The sequence below is a fragment of the Pseudomonas sp. TE3899 genome, from assembly GCF_056279105.1.
Genome location: NZ_JBWBQR010000001.1, coordinates 6356310 through 6374283, shown reverse-complemented (window position 1 = coordinate 6374283; position 17974 = coordinate 6356310). Strand labels below are relative to the sequence as shown.

At 60.9% G+C, this 17974-nt stretch carries 17 protein-coding genes; 11 read left to right on the top strand and 6 right to left on the bottom strand.

Annotated elements, in window-relative coordinates; genetic code table 11:
- Positions 1 to 20: 20 nt before the first annotated feature.
- The 3 genes from ACZ89E_RS29040 to ACZ89E_RS29030 form a co-directional block, all read right to left on the bottom strand.
- Positions 21 to 665 (bottom strand): Pr6Pr family membrane protein, encoded by a 645-nt coding sequence (locus tag ACZ89E_RS29040; protein ID WP_149658042.1) that lies wholly within the window; start codon positions 663 to 665, stop codon positions 21 to 23.
- 2 nt (positions 666 to 667) lie between these two features.
- On the bottom strand, positions 668 to 898 hold the full coding sequence (locus ACZ89E_RS29035) for a VF530 family protein (protein ID WP_007903672.1): 231 nt from the start codon (positions 896 to 898) through the stop codon (positions 668 to 670).
- 194 nt (positions 899 to 1092) lie between these two features.
- Positions 1093 to 2481 (bottom strand): aminotransferase-like domain-containing protein, encoded by a 1389-nt coding sequence (locus tag ACZ89E_RS29030; protein ID WP_149658043.1) that lies wholly within the window; start codon positions 2479 to 2481, stop codon positions 1093 to 1095.
- A gap of 321 nt (positions 2482 to 2802) precedes the next feature.
- Here ACZ89E_RS29030 and ACZ89E_RS29025 point away from each other — a divergent pair, with 321 nt between their 5' ends.
- The 11 genes from ACZ89E_RS29025 to cmoB all read left to right on the top strand — a co-directional run bounded on the left by ACZ89E_RS29025 (position 2803) and on the right by cmoB (position 15416).
- A complete protein-coding gene (locus ACZ89E_RS29025) occupies positions 2803 to 4002 on the top strand; it encodes a benzoate/H(+) symporter BenE family transporter (RefSeq protein ID WP_476256875.1) in 1200 nt (399 codons plus the stop codon).
- Between the two features lie 311 nt (positions 4003 to 4313).
- Positions 4314 to 5696, top strand: a complete 1383-nt coding sequence (locus tag ACZ89E_RS29020) for a carbohydrate porin (protein ID WP_463258380.1) — start codon at positions 4314 to 4316, stop codon at positions 5694 to 5696.
- Between the two features lie 191 nt (positions 5697 to 5887).
- Positions 5888 to 8299: a glucose/quinate/shikimate family membrane-bound PQQ-dependent dehydrogenase gene (locus tag ACZ89E_RS29015; protein WP_463258381.1), complete on the top strand. Its 2412-nt coding sequence runs from the start codon at positions 5888 to 5890 to the stop codon at positions 8297 to 8299.
- A 171-nt stretch (positions 8300 to 8470) separates the two neighbouring features.
- Positions 8471 to 8812 (top strand): hypothetical protein, encoded by a 342-nt coding sequence (locus tag ACZ89E_RS29010; RefSeq protein WP_476256874.1) that lies wholly within the window; start codon positions 8471 to 8473, stop codon positions 8810 to 8812.
- The gene (locus tag ACZ89E_RS29005) at positions 8805 to 9143 is read left to right on the top strand and encodes a hypothetical protein (RefSeq protein ID WP_476256873.1); all 339 of its coding nucleotides are present in this window, start codon (positions 8805 to 8807) and stop codon (positions 9141 to 9143) included. The genes ACZ89E_RS29010 and ACZ89E_RS29005 overlap by 8 nt, the downstream gene beginning before the upstream one ends.
- 132 nt (positions 9144 to 9275) lie before the next feature.
- Entirely contained in the window at positions 9276 to 11693 is a 2418-nt protein-coding gene (lon, locus tag ACZ89E_RS29000) for an endopeptidase La (RefSeq protein WP_149658049.1), read from the top strand.
- Positions 11694 to 11868: 175 nt separating this feature from the next.
- Positions 11869 to 12327, top strand: a complete 459-nt coding sequence (locus ACZ89E_RS28995) for a hypothetical protein (RefSeq protein WP_149658050.1) — start codon at positions 11869 to 11871, stop codon at positions 12325 to 12327.
- 156 nt (positions 12328 to 12483) lie between these two features.
- Entirely contained in the window at positions 12484 to 12876 is a 393-nt protein-coding gene (locus ACZ89E_RS28990) for a protease inhibitor I42 family protein (protein ID WP_149658051.1), read from the top strand.
- 2 nt (positions 12877 to 12878) lie between these two features.
- Complete coding sequence (locus ACZ89E_RS28985) at positions 12879 to 13514, top strand: lysoplasmalogenase (protein WP_149658052.1); 636 nt, start codon at positions 12879 to 12881, stop codon at positions 13512 to 13514.
- Between the two features lie 163 nt (positions 13515 to 13677).
- Positions 13678 to 14457: a carboxy-S-adenosyl-L-methionine synthase CmoA gene (gene cmoA / locus ACZ89E_RS28980; protein WP_253436962.1), complete on the top strand. Its 780-nt coding sequence runs from the start codon at positions 13678 to 13680 to the stop codon at positions 14455 to 14457.
- Complete coding sequence (cmoB, locus tag ACZ89E_RS28975; RefSeq protein ID WP_149658054.1) at positions 14454 to 15416, top strand: tRNA 5-methoxyuridine(34)/uridine 5-oxyacetic acid(34) synthase CmoB; 963 nt, start codon at positions 14454 to 14456, stop codon at positions 15414 to 15416. Before cmoA ends, cmoB begins: the two co-directional genes overlap by 4 nt.
- 123 nt (positions 15417 to 15539) lie before the next feature.
- On the opposite strand, the gene tadA is transcribed toward cmoB, so the two are convergent.
- From tadA to ACZ89E_RS28960, 3 genes are all read right to left on the bottom strand, one after another.
- Complete coding sequence (gene tadA / locus ACZ89E_RS28970; RefSeq protein ID WP_149658055.1) at positions 15540 to 16034, bottom strand: tRNA adenosine(34) deaminase TadA; 495 nt, start codon at positions 16032 to 16034, stop codon at positions 15540 to 15542.
- A complete protein-coding gene (locus ACZ89E_RS28965) occupies positions 16034 to 17410 on the bottom strand; it encodes a multicopper oxidase family protein (protein ID WP_476256872.1) in 1377 nt (458 codons plus the stop codon). The genes tadA and ACZ89E_RS28965 overlap by 1 nt, the downstream gene beginning before the upstream one ends.
- A gap of 273 nt (positions 17411 to 17683) precedes the next feature.
- Complete coding sequence (locus ACZ89E_RS28960; protein ID WP_463258387.1) at positions 17684 to 17974, bottom strand: PTS sugar transporter subunit IIB; 291 nt, start codon at positions 17972 to 17974, stop codon at positions 17684 to 17686.

The window sequence follows — 17974 nt, the reverse complement described above, 5'->3', positions numbered from 1 at the left end:
CCCCTCGCCACAGTGGGTGCTCACCTTAACGTTGAGCGCCAGCGATCCAAGCCCACGATCAATAACGCAATCACGACAAACCCCACCAATATCCCCCCCGCATTGAGAAACACCTGTGGATAACCCAGGGCGCTCACATCAATGAACGGATACGGGTAAGCACTCAGCACATGCCCGCGCAGCAGCACATAAGCGAAATACACCAGTGGATAAATCACCCACAGGCCGATATGCGCCAGGCGCAACGTGCCTTTGGGCACGCAGCACCACCAATAGAACAGAAACAGCAGCGGCAGGATGTCGTGCAGCAACTCATCGGCGAGCAGTTGCCAGCCTTCGGGGTGCCAGAGATGGCGCAGCAACAAGCTGTACGCGAGGCCGACCACGGCGATGCTCACGGCGATCCCGCTACTCACCGACGGCTGCAAAAACCAGCGCCGCGCCGCCGACTCCCGCGAGGTCAGTTCGCAGGTCAGCACCACCGCCACCAGGGTATTGGTCAGCACGGTAAAGAAGCTGAAGAAACTCATCAGCCCACCCAACAGACTGGCACCGATTTCCCAGCGGGTGCCGAGTATCAGGTACAGCTGAACGCTCAGGCCAAACCAGCCCAGCACCGCCGCCACGGCAACAAAACGACGCCTCGGGGCAGCTGAAATAAGCATGTTCAGAGCGGACGCTTGGTACGCATCAACTTCACGTACAGGCGTTCGACCTTCTCCCGCGCCCACGGGGTTTTGCGCAGGAAAGTCAGGCTCGACTTGATGCTCGGGTCGCTCTTGAAACAGCGAATATCAATGCGCTCGGCCAGCCCCGACCATTCGTAGTGTTCAACCAGGGCGTTGAGGATCTGTTCCAGGGTCACGCCGTGCAGCGGGTTGTTGTTCTGTTCGGTCATGCCGGGCCTTTGCGCGAAGAAAGAATAAAGAAGCCGCGCACCTTAGCCGAGGGCTTCGTTGGGTGGAAGGACTGCGTTAACTGTAGGTCAACCACCGTGCTTTTGTAGGAGCCAAGCTTGCTGGCGAAGGCGATCTCAAGGACGCCTTCGCCGGCAAGCCGTGCTCCTACAGTTTTAGCGGGAGACGGCGCGGTTCAGTAAAACCGTCGCGGGTCGGTATCGATCAGGCTTGCCAGTTTGGTCAGGGCAAAGCGCAGTTCGTCCTGGCTGGTGGGCGACATCAGCACCAGCCGCACACTGCGGGTCATCCCCGAACGCTCGGCCTGGAACTGCGTACCGCTGAGCACCAGCACACCATTGGCCCGGGCGAGCATCGTGAATTCGTCGCTGGTCCACGGCTCGGGCAAGGTCAGCCAGACGTGGTAGGCATATGGCTGGGTCTTGAGTTCGAAACCGGCAAAGATTTCCCGGGCAATGGCTTGCCGCGCAGCCGCTTCGTTGCGCTGGATGCGGATCAGTTTCTTGTCCAGGCCTTCGGTGATCACGTTGCTGGCCAGTTGCGCGGTCAGCGGCGATGGCATCCACACGCTGCTGCGCACCATCGAAGTCAGGCGCGACAGCAGTTTCGGCGGGCTATACAGATAGCCGATGCGCAACGCCGGCATGACCGACTTCGACAAGCTGGTCAGGTACACCGAACGCTCCGGGGCAAACGCCGACAAAGGCTTGATCGACGGGTCGGTGGCGAGGAAGCCATAGATGTCATCGTCAAGGATGATGAAGTCGAACTCCTCGGCCAATGCCGCGATCTGCGCCCGGCGCTGTTGCGACATGATCGCCGCCGTCGGGTTCTGACAGGTCGCCACGCAGACCAGCATCGCCGGTTTCTCCCGCAGGCACAGTTCGCGCAGCGCCTCGGGGATGATCCCTTCGTCGTCCATCGCCACGCCACCCAGGCGTCGCTCCAGACCATGGGCCAGGGAAATGATGCCGGGGTAGCAAAGTTCTTCGCAGAGCACCAGGTCGCCGGCGTTGGTCAGGGCGCTCATCGCGACCATCAAGCCATGCTGCGCGCCTGCAGTGATCACCACTTGCTGCCATTGCGCATCGGGCAACCACTGGCGCAGAAACTGTGCACCCGCCTCGCGATGCGCCGGGTGACCGCCGTCCGGCGCGTAGTCGAGGGCCCGGGCGAAATCAGTGCTCTTGGCCAGGCCGATCAGGGCATCGCGCAGCCAGTATTCCAGGGTTTCGCTGTAGGGCTTGATGATGGACAGGTCGAGTAATTGCGACTGTCCCAGGTTCAGCGTCGTCGGGACGGGGCTGACCGGCAATTCGCTCGGCGCCTGGCTCTGCACATAAGTGCCGCGCCCCACTTCCCCATGGACCAACCCACGCCGATGGGCCTCGCTGTAGGCGCGACTGATGGTGCCCGGCGTGACCTTCAGCGTGGTGGCCAACTCGCGCAGGGTTGGCAGGCGATCGCCCTGGCTCAACACGCCATTGCTGATATCGCGCGCCAACGCATCGGCAATCGACAAATACATCGGCTGGCTGAACTCGCTTAGCTGGGGAACCCACATGAATGATCGCTGCCCATCGTCGTGAAAAAAATCGGAGCATATCACATCGATGTTCGAGCACTTGTGCAGGGACCAATGGTGAACATTGAGTCGATTGAGTCGATCTTTAAATGAAACAGGCGCAGATAATAAAAAATATTCAGAAGCTAAAAACATTACAAATCAATTAGTTAAATCCACATGATTCGATATTTTTGTCTGACTTGATTTTTCATCATTGAATCAACTCAATTCATTCAAATACACTCATCGCAAATCGAATCAATCAACTCAATCCCACCCTGATCACTGCGCGCCTCTGCCGCGCCAAGTCGAGACATCATGCACACACTCAGAAAGGATCTATCCCTGTCCGCGGTCATTGCAGGCTTCATCGCGGTGATCATTTCCTACGCTGGCCCGTTGATCATCGTGTTTCAGGCCGCCAAGGAAGCGCACCTGCCCAACGACATGGTGTCGTCGTGGATCTGGGCGATTTCCATCGGCAGCGGCATCACCGGCCTGTTCCTGAGCTGGCGCCTGCGCATTCCCGTGATCACCGCGTGGTCGACGCCGGGCGCGGCGTTGCTGGTGTCGATGCTGCCCAGCGTCACCCTGCCCCAGGCCATTGGCGCGTATGTGGTGGCTTCGGTGATCATCGCCGTGGTCGGATTGTCCGGGGCGTTCGACAAACTGATGAGTCGCCTGCCCAAAGCCATCGCCGCCGCCATGCTCGCCGGGATTCTGTTTCGCTTCGGCGCCGAGCTGTTCACCTCGATCAAGCTGCAACCGGCGCTGGTGCTGTCGATGATCGCGGCCTACCTGATCTGCAAACGCTTGTCGCCGCGCTACGCGATTCTGTCGGTGCTAATTGTCGGTTGCGCCGTGGCGGCGTCGTTCGGTGAACTCAACAGCGCTTCGATCACCATCGCGGTGGCGCATCCGGTCTTCACGGCGCCTGAGTGGAGCTGGCACGCGATCATCAACATTGGCCTGCCACTGGCACTGGTGACCCTGACCGGACAGTACGTGCCGGGCATGGCAGTGTTGCGCACCTCGGGCTACAACACCCCGGCGCGCTCGATTATTTCGGTGACCGCAATGGGCTCGATCCTGATGGCGCCGTTCGGCTCCCACGGCTTTAACCTGGCCGCGATTACCGCCGCGATCTGCACCGGTCGCGAAGCCCACGAGGACCGGGACAAGCGCTACATCGCCGGGATTGCCTGCGGGGTGTTCTACATTCTGATGGGCACGTTTGGCGCGACCCTGGCCTCGGTGTTTTCCGCCCTGCCCAAAGAGTTGATCGCCTCCCTCGCCGGACTGGCCTTGTTCGGCGCGATCAGTGCCGGGCTGACCGGAGCGATGGCGGATGAGAAGCAGCGGGAGGCGGCGTTGATTACCTTTCTGGTGACCGCTTCGGGCATGAGTTTCCTCGGGTTGGCTGCGGCGTTCTGGGGTTTGATCTTCGGCCTCGTCGCCCACTTCGTGCTGACCTGGACGCGAGAACGCAAAGTCGCTGCTGTCACCGCGGGCAACTAACCAATACCTGCACACCACAATCCCTGTAGGAGCAAAGCTTGCTCGCGAAAGCGCCGGTTCATTCAACATCAATGTTGAATGCCAGGACGCCTTCGCGAGCAAGCTTCGCTCCTACAAAGGGTATTTTCAGCCTGCGGCGCCCTGTCGCAGACGACTGTTACCAAATCCGAAACGCTGCATGTCAGTAAAAGCGCTTTCTCTCTTTGTCACAGATCATTATCCTGCCGCCCTTAAGCTGAAACGCTTCACTGCCCGCTCCACCTCGTTGCGTTCAGTTCACCCCCCAGAAAAAGATCAAGAATTTCTACTTTATGCCCGACTTTCCATCTCCGCGAGACAGCGCTGTCTGCACCCCTGTGGCCCAGCGAAAAGCCCTGAACCTGATCGGCGGCCTCAGCGCCTTCGGCCTCGCCACCTGCGTTCACGCGGCCCCGGCTTTCGATAGCGAATCGCCGTGGATGCTCGGCGACTGGAACGGCACGCGCACAGAACTTTCGGAAAAAGGCTACGACTTCAAAGTCGATTACACCGGCGAAATGGGCAGCAACCTGCACGGCGGCTATGACCACGACCGCACAGCACGCTACAGCGACCAGTTCGGCCTCGGCACGCACCTGGATCTGCAGAAGATCCTCGGTTGGGACGACGCCGAATTCCAGCTGACCATCACCGAACGCAACGGCAACAACATCAGCAACGACCGGATCAACGACCCACGGGTTGGCGGCTTCACCTCGGCCCAGGAAGTCTGGGGCCGTGGCCAGACCTGGCGCCTGACCCAGATGTGGTACCAGCAGAAATTCTTCGACCAGAAGCTCGACATCAAGGTCGGCCGCTTTGGCGAAGGCGAAGACTTCAACAGCTTCCCCTGCGACTTCCAGAACCTGGCGTTCTGCGGCTCGCAAGTCGGCAACTGGGTCGGAGGCATCTGGTACAACTGGCCAGTCAGCCAGTGGGCGATGCGGGTCAAATATCACCTGACGCCGGAGTTGTACGCGCAGGTCGGCGCCTACGAGCAGAACCCGTCGAACCTCGATCGCGGCAATGGCTTCAAGCTCAGCGGTAGCGGCACCCAGGGCGCGATCCTGCCGATTGAACTGGTGTGGACGCCCAAGCTCAACGGCCTGCCCGGCGAGTACCGCGCCGGTTATTACTACAGCAACGCCAAGGCCACTGACGCCTATAAAGACAGCAATGGTCAGCCTGCGGCCCTGAGCGGCGAAGCCTATCGCAGCGCGTCGAGCAAGCATGGCGTTTGGCTCGGTGTGCAACAGCAGATCACCAGCCGCGCCAGCGACAACTCCCGAGGCTTGAGCGTGTTCGCCAACGGCACGATGCACGACAAGAAGACCAACGCCATCGACAACTATGTCCAGGCTGGCGTCGTCTACAAGGGCTTGTTCGATGCTCGCGCCAAGGACGACATCGGTTTCGCCCTGGCCCGCGTCCACGTCAACCCGGCCTATCGCAAGAACGCCGAGGCGACCAACCAGGCCCGCGCCGTTTATGACTACGACGATCCGTCGTTCCTGCCGCCGCAAGACACCGAATACAGCGCCGAGCTTTATTACGGCGTGCACGTCACGAATTGGCTGACCGTGCGCCCGAACCTGCAATACATCCGCCACCCCGGTGGCGTGGACAAGGTCGATGACGCGCTGATTGGCGGGATCAAGATCCAGTCCTCGTTCTAACCACACCGCAACCCTTGTAGGAGCAAGGCTTGCCCGCGAAGAGGCCATCACATTCAACATTGATGTTGGCTGACACGCCGCCTTCGCGGGCAAGCCTCGCTCCTACAGATTTAACTGAACCATGCCCACGCCAGATCGTCATCTACAGTGAACTTGCGCGGGACTACTTAAACGTCACGGAGAACCACACTATGAGCACTGATGGTGCTTTGAGTCGAAGCCGTCTACTGCCGAGCCTGCTCGGCATCCTGCTTCTGCTAATGGGCCTGGCCATGCTGGCCGGCGGTATCAAGCTGAGCATGCTCGGCGGCTCGCTGTATTACCTGCTGGCCGGTATCGGCATCGCACTGACCGGCGTGCTGTTGATCGCCGCCCGGCGCGCCGCACTGGGCCTGTACGCACTGGTGCTGTTCGCCAGTACCGTGTGGGCGTTGTGGGAAATCGGCCTCGATTGGTGGCAACTGGTGCCGCGTCTGTCGCTGTGGTTTGCGCTGGGTGTGGTCCTGCTGTTGCCGTGGTTCCGCCGACCGTTGCTGCGCGATGGCGCCGCACCGCTGGGCACCGCTGCGTTGAGCGTGGCCGTAGTGCTGGCCGGTGCCACCGCCGTGGCCAGTCAATTCACCCATCCGAATGAAATCTTCGGCGAGTTAGGCCGCGATACCACGGACCTGACCAGCACCGCCCCGGCGATGCCCGACGGCGATTGGCAGGCCTATGGCCGCACCGAATTCGGTGACCGCTACTCGCCGCTGAAGCAGATCACCCCGGCCAACGTCGGTAAGTTGCAGGAAGCCTGGCGCATCCAGACCGGCGACCTGCCGACCGCCGATGACCCGGTGGAGCTGACCAACGAAAACACCCCGCTGAAGGTCAACGGCATGCTCTATGCCTGCACCGCCCACAGCAAAGTGTTGGCGCTGGACCCGGACACCGGCAAGGAACTGTGGCGCTTCGACCCGCAGATCAAGAGCCCGGTGGGCTTCAAGGGCTTCGCCCACATGACGTGCCGTGGCGTCTCTTACTACGACGAGAATGCCTACGCCCAAGCAGGCACTGCCTCGGCCGCCGTCATCTCCGAAGCCGGCAAAGCCGTTGCGCAGGCTTGCCCGCGTCGTTTGTACCTGCCGACCGCCGATGCACGCCTGATCGCACTCAATGCCGACACCGGCAAGGTCTGCGAAGGCTTCGGCACCAACGGCGTGGTTGACCTGACCCAAGGCATCGGCCCGTTCACCGCTGGCGGCTACTACGCCACCTCCCCGGCCGCGATTACCCGCGACCTGGTGATCATGGGCGGTCACGTCACCGACAACGAATCGACCAACGAGCCGTCCGGCGTGATTCGCGCGTTCGATGTGCATGACGGTCACCTGGTCTGGAACTGGGACAGCGGCAACCCGGAGGCCACCGAGCCTTTGGCGCCGGGCAAAACCTACACCCGCAACTCGCCGAACATGTGGTCCCTGGCCAGCGTCGACGAGAAACTGGGCATGGTCTACCTGCCTCTGGGCAACCAGATGCCTGACCAGTACGGTGGCGACCGCATGCCAGGCGCCGAGAAATTCAGCGCCGGCCTCGTTGCTCTCGATTTGGCCACCGGCAAGGTGCGCTGGAATTACCAGTTCACTCACCATGACCTGTGGGACATGGACGTGGGCAGCCAGCCGACCCTGCTGGACCTGAAAACTGCCGACGGCGTGAAGCCGGCGCTGATCGCGCCGACCAAGCAAGGCAGCCTGTATGTGCTCGACCGTCGCGATGGCACGCCGATTGTGCCGATTCGTGAGATACCGGTGCCACAAGGCGCGGTCAAGGGCGACCATACCGCCCCGACCCAGGCTCGTTCGGACCTCAACCTGCTGGCCCCGGAACTGACCGAAAAAGCCATGTGGGGCGCCAGCCCGTTCGACCAGATGCTGTGCCGCATCCAATTCAAGGAACTGCGTTACGAAGGCCAGTACACCCCGCCGTCGTTGCAGGGCAGCCTGGTCTATCCGGGTAACGTCGGTGTGTTCAACTGGGGCAGCGTGTCGGTCGACCCGGTCCGCCAACTACTGTTCACCAGCCCGAACTACATGGCGTTCGTCTCGAAAATGATCCCCCGCGCCGAAGTCGCGGCGGACAGCAAGCGCGAAAGCGAAACGGCTGGCATCCAGCCTAACGCTGGCGCGCCGTACGCCGTGACCATGCACCCGTTCATGTCGCCGTTCGGTGTACCGTGCCAGGCCCCGGCCTGGGGCTATGTCACCGGTATCGACCTGACCACCAACAAAGTGGTGTGGAAGCGCAAAAACGGCACCAGCCGTGACAGTTCGCCAGTGCCTATCGGCCTGCCGATCGGCGTGCCAAGCATGGGCGGCTCGATCGTCACCGCGGGCGGCGTCGGCTTCCTCAGCGGTACCCTCGATCAGTACCTGCGCGCCTATGACGTCAATAGCGGCAAGGAACTGTGGAAGTCGCGCCTGCCGGCCGGCGGCCAAGCCACCCCAATGACCTACACCGGCAAGGACGGCAAACAATACGTATTGCTCGTCGTTGGCGGTCACGGTTCGCTGGGCACCAAGATGGGTGACTATGTGATTGCTTACAAACTGCCGGAATAAGCGTTAGCGGCAGTTGAAAACAGGGCGGTTACCTTCGGTAGCCGCCCTTTTTTGTGCCTGCGGATCCGCTGGTCGGGGCTGGGATGCCGGGGTCAAATCAGGCAAGATCGGGCGTCATGACCGGGACAATGTCCTGTTGAATTGCTGCGCACTCAAGGAGAAATTCCAGGCATGAACCGGCCTCCCCCCTCGCTCGACCTGAGACTGCTCACCGGCAAAATAACTTTCGACGACCTGTCGATCTTGTCCGACCAGCCCCTCGCCAGTCAGATCGACTCGCTCAAGGAAGACCTGCTGCAAGTCGAATACGGCGAGCACCTGCTGCTGGATGTCGGCTGGTATCCCGAGTTCGATAAGGGTGGAGCCTTTCAGGTGGTGGTGATCAAGGATCGGGATTGGGGTCAGCCGCAGTGGACGGGACGGGCGAAAACCCTGGCAGAACTCACCACACGCCTGACCGAAGCACAACGCGAGTTGCACGCATGGCTCGACCGGGAAGACCGCCATGGATAGCCCGACGAAGCAAATTGTCGTCCCGTTAAGTCTGGCAGCCTTGCGGCGCCTGGACTTTGATCAAAGCCTGTCGGGTGACCTCGAAACGTGGGCGTTGAGCGCCGAGCACTACCAGCATCTGTGGGATTCAGGCCTGATCCAGCGCCTCAACAAGGTTCTGGGCTGCTTGATCGATGACCATGAAGACGCCAGCATCCAGGGCGTCACCGCGCTTGAAAGGGTTCAGACCCTGTTGGAGCAGTCAGCCCTGCCGGCAGACCTCAAGGCACGCCTCCAGCAGTTGACCAGCCTGGCTCGCCGCAAAGCCACCGGCCTGTTTTTCTACTTTTGATCGCTCGGCCGAAATATTCAGGGACCCATCACCTGTCAAAACCCTGAACACACCCCCTGAAATATCCACTGCCATTGAAACCACCCCCCACCTGCCCCATCTAAGACCCATACCCCATTGCGCAGGTGCCCCATGAGCGACCAGCAAGAATTTCCTGAAGACCCGAGCGACTACGCCGAAACCGACCACATCGAACACCATTCCACCGGCAAAGGCCTTGCCCTGCCTGGCCAGAACCTGCCGGACAAGGTCTACATCATCCCGATCCACAATCGCCCGTTCTTCCCGGCCCAAGTGCTGCCGGTGATCGTCAATGAAGAGCCGTGGGCCGAAACACTGGACCTGGTGAGCAAATCCGATCATCACTCCCTGGCCCTGTTCTACATGGACACGCCCCAGGAAGATCCGCGTCATTTCGATACCGGCGCGCTGCCGGAGTACGGCACCCTGGTCAAGGTGCACCACGCCAGTCGTGAAAACGGCAAATTGCAGTTCGTCGCCCAGGGCCTGACCCGGGTGCGCATCAAGACCTGGCTCAAGCACCATCGACCGCCGTACCTGGTGGAAGTCGAATACCCGCACCAGCCCACTGAGCCGACCGACGAGGTCAAGGCCTACGGCATGGCGCTGATCAACGCGATCAAGGAACTGCTGCCGCTCAACCCGCTGTACAGCGAAGAGCTGAAGAATTATCTCAATCGCTTCAGCCCCAACGATCCATCGCCCCTGACCGACTTCGCCGCCGCCCTCACCTCCGCCACCGGTGGCGAGTTGCAGGAAGTGCTCGACTGCGTGCCGATGCTCAAGCGCATGGAAAAAGTCCTGCCGATGCTGCGCAAGGAAGTCGAAGTCGCGCGCCTGCAGAAAGAAATCTCCGCCGAAGTGAACCGCAAGATCGGCGAGCATCAGCGCGAGTTCTTCCTCAAGGAACAGCTCAAGGTCATCCAGCAAGAGCTGGGTCTGACCAAGGATGATCGCAGCGCCGACATCGAGCAGTTCGAGCAACGCCTGGAAGGCAAGGTCCTGCCGCCCCAGGCGCAAAAACGCATCGAAGAGGAAATGAACAAGCTGTCGATCCTCGAGACCGGTTCGCCGGAGTACGCAGTCACCCGCAACTACCTCGACTGGGCGACCTCGGTGCCGTGGGGCGTGTATGGCGAGGACAAGCTCGACCTCAAGCACGCACGCAAGGTGCTGGATAAACACCACGCCGGCCTGGACGACATCAAGGACCGCATCCTCGAATTCCTCGCGGTCGGTGCCTATAAAGGCGAGATCAGCGGTTCCATCGTGCTGCTGGTGGGTCCGCCGGGCGTGGGCAAGACCAGCGTCGGCAAGTCCATCGCCGAATCCCTCGGCCGACCGTTCTACCGCTTCAGCCTCGGCGGCATGCGTGACGAGGCCGAGATCAAGGGCCATCGCCGCACCTACATCGGCGCGCAACCGGGCAAACTCGTGCAGGCGTTGAAAGACGTCGAAGTGATGAACCCGGTGATCATGCTCGACGAGATCGACAAGATGGGCCAGAGCTATCAGGGCGACCCGGCCTCGGCGCTGCTGGAAACCCTCGACCCGGAACAGAACGTCGAATTCCTCGACCACTACCTGGACCTGCGCCTGGACCTGTCGAAAGTGCTGTTCGTCTGCACCGCCAACACCCTGGACTCGATCCCCGGCCCGTTGCTCGACCGGATGGAAGTGATTCGCCTGTCGGGCTACATCACCGAAGAAAAAATCGCCATCGCCAAACGTCACCTGTGGCCGAAGCAACTGCAGAAGGCCGGCGTTTCCAAAGGCAGCCTGAGCATCAGCGACAGCGCGTTGAAAGCCTTGATCGACGGATATGCCCGCGAAGCCGGGGTGCGCCACTTGGAAAAAGAACTGGGCAAACTGGTGCGCAAAGCCGTGGTCAAGTTGATCGACGAGCCGAAAGCGGTGATCAAGATCGGCCCCAAAGACCTGGAAGCCTCGCTCGGCCATCCGGTGTTCCGCAACGAGCAAGTCTTGTCCGGCACCGGCGTGATTACCGGGCTGGCCTGGACCAGCATGGGCGGCGCGACCCTGCCGATTGAAGCCACGCGGATTCACACGCTCAACCGGGGCTTCAAACTCACCGGGCAACTGGGCGATGTGATGAAAGAGTCGGCGGAGATTGCCTATAGCTACGTCAGCTCCAACCTGAAGTCGTTTGGCGGCGATCCGAAGTTCTTCGACGAAGCCTTCGTCCACCTCCACGTGCCGGAAGGCGCCACCCCGAAAGACGGCCCGAGCGCCGGCGTGACCATGGCCAGCGCCCTGCTCTCCCTCGCCCGTAACCAGGCACCGAAAAAAGGCATCGCCATGACCGGCGAGCTGACGTTGACCGGGCATGTACTGCCGATTGGCGGGGTGCGCGAAAAGGTGATTGCGGCGCGGCGGCAGAAGATCTTTGAATTGATTTTGCCGGAGCCGAATCGCGGCAGTTTCGAGGAGTTGCCGGATTATTTGAAGGAAGGGATTACGGTGCACTTTGCCAAGCGGTTTGCGGATGTGGCGAAGATATTGTTTTAAACGGTTCAATTGCGCCACTGCCTGACGGGCTTGGGCAGTGAGCGCTTTGATTATAAGAAAGAACACCCCCTCAACAAATCAGCCTTAAAAACTGTCATACCTGACAGTTACCTCTCCATGATTTTCTCTCAGCACACTTCCTGCTCGGCTTTCCACCTATTGAAGGAAGTTACTGATGGCGAAGACCAAAGCAACTCAAGGGGTTTTAGTTGACGGCCAACTAACCATTGAAACAAAAGATATTACAAACCCCACCTCACCGTTACCAATGACAACATTTACCATGACCGCCATGGAATACAAATCCGATAGATTCGAGCCAGGGTTTTATATTACTTGCTATAAAGACAAAGGCCTTTCCAGCGAAAGAAATCTGACTATTAGTTTTCAAACCGGCCACCAGCCCAGCATTGTTGGTTACTCGGAAACTTTCACCTCAGGAACAAATAACCTCCCCTATAGTTTCCAAACAATCAACTACACCGGCAACATCGAAACAATGGTAATAACGCCGGAAAAACGTAGGTATAACGTGATCGATTTCAAAGTTCTGGCAAAAAATATTGATAATAATGAAACCCGTGAACTGACTGGCAGAGGACATATTTCTATCACCGACCTGACGACACCTTAGACTTCAGCGCCCGCCTGCGCGCACTAATGTGACCCGTAAAATGCCTCGAGCCCGTGTAGAGGAATACAGCACGATTGTCCGCGCAGGCAGCGTCACACTTTGTCTCATCTTCAGTTATGCTCGCCGTTCGTCGTGAATGCCGGAGCCACTGACCTTATGTCCCCCACCCGCCTGTTAGTCCCCCTCGCCCTCTCCCTGCTGGCCGGTTGCGCCTCGCAGCAGAGCCAGAACGTGACCGTGGAAAAACAAAGCGAATGCCCGGCCAGGTTGAGCAATGGGCAAAACCTGATCGTGACCCTGCCAAGCAACCCGACCACGGGTTATCGCTGGGCAATCCAGGATTCCGCCGGCGGCGTGTTGCGTGCCCTCAGCCCCGAGGTCTACAGCAACCCCGAAGACGCCGGGATCGTCGGCAGTGCCGGGCTTTCGACCTGGCGCTTTCAGTCTTTCGCCACCGGCACTGGCCGTTTGCGCCTGACCTACTCGCAACCCTGGGCGCCGGAAGTGCCGGCGGTGCAAACCTTCGATTGCGCGATTTCGGTTAACTGATCGTGGGCTGGCTGATTCTGGCGCTGATGGGCGCGGTGACCTTTCTGTATGGGTTGAGCGTACATGCCGCGTTGCTGTGCCTGTTGGTCAAGCCGTTGCCGGTGTTGGCCCTGCTCGGTTGGTTGCACGATGCGCCGCCTACCGAGTATCGACGCTGGATCAGCCTGGGCCTGATTTTCTCCCTGCTCGGCGACGTGCTGCTGGCGTGGCCGGGGGATTTGTTTGTGTTTGGGCTGGGGGCGTTTTTGGTGGCGCATCTGGCGTACCTGAAAGCGTATTTGAGTGATTGCCGACGCTTGGCGTTGTTGCCGTTGGTGTTGGCCGTCGTGGTGGGCGCGGTGCTGCTGGGGATTCTGATTTCCCATGGTTTGGGGCCGTTGCTGGTGCCGGTGATTGTCTATGGCGTGGCGATCAGCGCGATGCTTTGGCGAGCGCTGGCGCGGCTTGGCAGCGATGTGCCCAAGCGCTCGGCGCTGCTGGCGGCGGCGGGCGCGGTGGCGTTTGTGTTTTCCGATAGCGTGATCGGGATCAGCCGGTTTGTGATGCCGTTCGAGGCGGCGCCCTATGTGATCATCCTCAGTTACTGGGTGGGGCAATGGGGGATAACGGCGTCGGCGTTTACTCAAAAACACCGCTGAATCCCTGTGGCGAGGGAGCTTGCTCCCGTTGGGCTGCGCAGCAGACCCAAATCTGGCGAGCGCTGCGCACTCGAACGGGAGCAAGCTCCCTCGCCACAATGGATCGCACTGTCCGCTGCGGTTTATCAGACAACCCGCGCATCCCCCGGTCAATTTGGCTAAAATGCCGGCCTTTTCCACCTACGCCGCTGGAACCGCCGTGAGCAAAGAACCCGATCGCCTTTTCGCCCAGCCTTTGGCCCAGGTGCCTGACTTCGCCTTTAACGAGGACGTGGTGCGGGTGTTCCCGGACATGATCAAGCGCTCGGTGCCGGGTTATCCGACCATCGTCGAAAACCTCGGCGTACTCGCCGCGCAGTTTGCCCAGCCCAACAGCGTGCTCTACGACCTCGGCTCGTCCCTCGGCGCCGTGACCCAGGCCCTGCGCCGTCATGTGCGCACCGACGGTTGCCGGGTGATCGCTGTGGATAACTCGGCGGCGATGGTCGAGCGCTGCCGCGAATACCTCAACGGCCAGGACTCGATGTTCCAGGAGCTGCTGCCGGTGGAAGTGATCGAAGGCGACATCCTCGCGCTGCAATTCCAGCCGGCCTCGGTGGTGGCGCTGAACTTCACCCTGCAATTCATCGCCCCGGACCAGCGCACCGCGTTGCTCTCGCGCATCCGCCAGTCGTTGTTGCCGGGCGGTGCGTTGATCCTGTCGGAGAAGCTGCGCTTCAACGATCCGGAAGAACACGCGTTGCTCACCGACTTGCACGTCGCGTTCAAACGCGCCAACGGCTACAGCGAACTGGAAATCGCCCAGAAGCGCAGCGCCATCGAAAACGTCATGAAGCCCGACAGCCTCGAAGAACACCGCGAACGCCTGTTGGCCGCCGGGTTCTCGAAAGTCGTGCCGTGGTTCCAGTGTCTTAACTTTGCCTCGTTGATTGCCTTGCCATGATTGATCTGTCTCCCCTCGCCCGCCGTCTGGCCGGCACGCCGCTGGCCGATTGGGCCAACACCCTGCAAGCACAACTCGACAAGAAAATGGAGAAGGGCCATGGCGACCTGGAGCGCTGGCAAAGTGCGCTGGACGCCCTGCCGAAGATCCAGCCGAGTGAAGTCGACCTGCTCAACGGCCTGACTCTGGACACCGATTGCGACGACGAAACCCGCGCGCAGATGCGTACCGCGCTGATGGGGTTGTCGCCGTGGCGCAAAGGCCCGTTCGACCTGTTCGGCGTGCACGTCGACACCGAGTGGCGCTCGGACTGGAAATGGTCGCGGGTTGCACCGCACCTGGATTTGAAGGGCAAACGCATCCTCGATGTCGGCTGCGGCAACGGTTACTACATGTGGCGCATGCTCGGCGCCGGGGCCGACAGCGTGATTGGTGTTGACCCGAACTGGTTGTTCTTCTGCCAGTTCCAGGCCGTGCAGCGCTACTTGTCCGAACCCAACGCCTGGCACCTGCCGTTTCCCTTCGAAGACCTGCCGCCAAACATGGAAGGCTTCGACACCGTGTTTTCCATGGGCGTGTTCTACCACCGTCGTTCGCCGATCGAGCACTTGCTGGCGCTAAAGGATTGCCTGGTCAAGGGCGGCGAACTGGTGCTGGAGACGCTGGTGATCGAAGGTGATCAGCAGCAGGTTTTGGTGCCGGAAGATCGTTATGCGCAGATGCGCAACGTGTGGTTCCTGCCGTCGGTGCCGGCGCTGGAGTTGTGGCTGCGCCGGGCCGGGTTTACCGAGGTTCGTTGCGTGGATGTCAGCGTGACCACCGTCGAGGAACAGCGTGGGACGGAGTGGATGAAGTATCAGTCGTTGAGCGATTTCCTTGATCCCGAGGATCACAGCAAAACGATTGAAGGATTGCCGGCGCCGATGCGCGCGGTGATTGTCGCTCGCAAGCCAATCTAATTCCCCCCGCCCCTGATCGTTCCCACGCTCTGCGTGGGAATGCATCCTGTGACGCTCTGCGTCACGCCCGCGAAGGGACGCGGAGCGTCCCGGGCGGCATTCCCACGCAGAGCGTGGGAACGATCAGTCCCTGCTGGCTCTTCGGGCCTTGAAAAACTCGCTAAGCACCGCGCCACACTCCTGCGCCAACACCCCGCCTTCAAACAACACTCGGTGATTCAAGAAACCCTGGGTAAAAAACTGCCCCTGGCTCTGCACAATCCCGGCCTTGGGCTCCAGGGCGCCGTACACCACCCGCGCGATCCGCGAATGCACGATCAGGCCGGCGCACATGCTGCACGGCTCCAGAGTCACGTAGAGGGTGCTGCCGGGCAGGCGATAGTTGCTGGCGGCCAGGGCGGCGGCGCGGATCGCGACCATTTCCGCGTGGGCGCTGGGGTCGTGGCCGCTGATCGGGCAGTTGAAGCCGCGACCGATGATTTCCCCGTCCTGCACCAGCACCGCGCCCACCGGCACTTCGCCAAGGGCCGCGCCCTGGGCGGCGAGGGCCAGGGCTTCGCGCATGAAATCCTGATCGCGGCTGCGGTCGATGATTGCCGCAGGACGAATCTGGCGCATCACGCCACCTCGATGGCGGCCATCAGGCCGGTTTCCATGTGGTCGATCACATGGCAGTGAAACATCCAGACGCCCGGGTTATCCGCCACCAACGCCACTTGCGCGCGCTCGTTCTTGCCCAGCAGGTAGGTGTCGGTGAAGTACGGGATGACCTTGTGCCGGTTCGAGGCAATCACCTTGAAGCTCATGCCGTGCAGGTGAATCGGGTGCTGGTATTGGGTCATGTTCTTCAATTCGAAAATGTAGCTCTTGCCCTTCTCAAGCTTGGCAATCGGGCGGTCGGCGCAGGTCTTGTCGGTAATGTCCCAGGCCTTGCCGTTGATCTGCCACAGGCTTGGCGGCTTGCCGTTGTCGACGTTGACCGACACCGAGCCCACCCATTCGAAATTGAAGTTGAGTTTCTCGGCATTGGCCAGGTCCGGCTCGGCCACCGGGTTGGCGGGCAGCGCGGGCGGCCATTGGGTCGGGGTGTCGCTGTTGGCCACCGAACGCAACGTGCCCAGGCGCACCGGCCCGTTGCGCAAGGATAGCTCTTCACCGGCCGGCGGCGCCTTGATCGCCAGGCAGATACGCATGCCAGGGCCGAGCCAGTATTCCTTGCCCAGCGGGCGCGGTTCGATGGGGTTGCCGTCCAGCGCATAGATCTGCGCTTCGACGCCGGGAATATTGAGGCGATAGGTCAGGGTGTTGTCGAGGTTGAGGAGGCGCACGCGGGTGATTTGCCCGGCGGGCAGGTCGATCACCGCTTGAGGCACGCCATTGATCGTCGACAGCCGCCCCGCCGTGCCGCCACGAGCCGCTTCGCGAGGAATGCTGAAGGCGACGAACGCGCCTTCTTCATCGACGTGCCAGCTCTTGAGGCTCAGGGTCTTTTCGTACTTGAAACCGGTGGGCTCGCGCTCTTCGATGATCAACGGACCAACCAGGCCACGGCCGAGTTCTTCGCTGCTGTTCACGTGCGGGTGATACCAGTAGCTGCCGGCGTCCGGCACGCGGAATTTGTAGTCGAAGTATTCCCCCGGCAACACCGGAAGCTGCGAGACGTAGGGCACGCCGTCCATTTCCAGCGGCAGGCGGATGCCGTGCCAGTGAATGGTGGTGGCGACCGGCAGGTGATTGATGAAACGCACCCGCAGCCATTCGCCCTGACGCACGCGCAACTCGGTGCCCGGCGCCGACGGGCCGAACGCCCAGGCTTGGGTCTTGTGCCCGGCCACCAACTCGACGTCCAGCGGCGCGGCGATCAGTTCGTAGTCGTGGCCCGCATCGGCGTCGGCCATCTTGCCCAGCCAGTAACGCGACGCGCCACCGGCCCCCACGCCAACCACCACAAGACCGGCCAGACCACCGAGTATTTGTCGACGGGTAAAGGACATGAACTCAACTACCTCACGTATCAGCGACAGGCCAGAGGCCCGCAAAAGGCGAATACGATACACCTGCGGTTGAGAAACAGTAAGGGTGGGGCGGCAATGGGACACAGGGGCATCATGGCTGGCAAAGCATCTGTGGCGAGGGAGCTTGCTCCCGCTGGGGCGCGAAGCGGCCCTAAAACCTGCAATCGAGTTTTATTAGACACTCCTCGTCTGATGGTTTTGCGACTGCTTCGCAGCCGAGCGGGAGCAAGCTCCCTCGCCACAGGTGATCGGTTATGGTTTAAGGCCGGTGATCAGGTGCATCACGCCGCCATCCAGCAGCATGACGCCGGGCACCCCCGCCCGATTCAACGCCTGCCGATCCACCCGCCCCACATCCCGCAACTCCACCCGCACCCGGGTCAGCGCCACAGGCTGCTGCGACTTGAGGTTATCCACCCCGCCCAATGCGGCCACGATATCCCCGGCCAAACCTGCAACCGGTTTAACCACCTGCTTGGGCTCATCGGCCACCAGATCCGGGGTCAACGCTTTCCAGAACGCCCGCTGCATTTTCTCGAACAT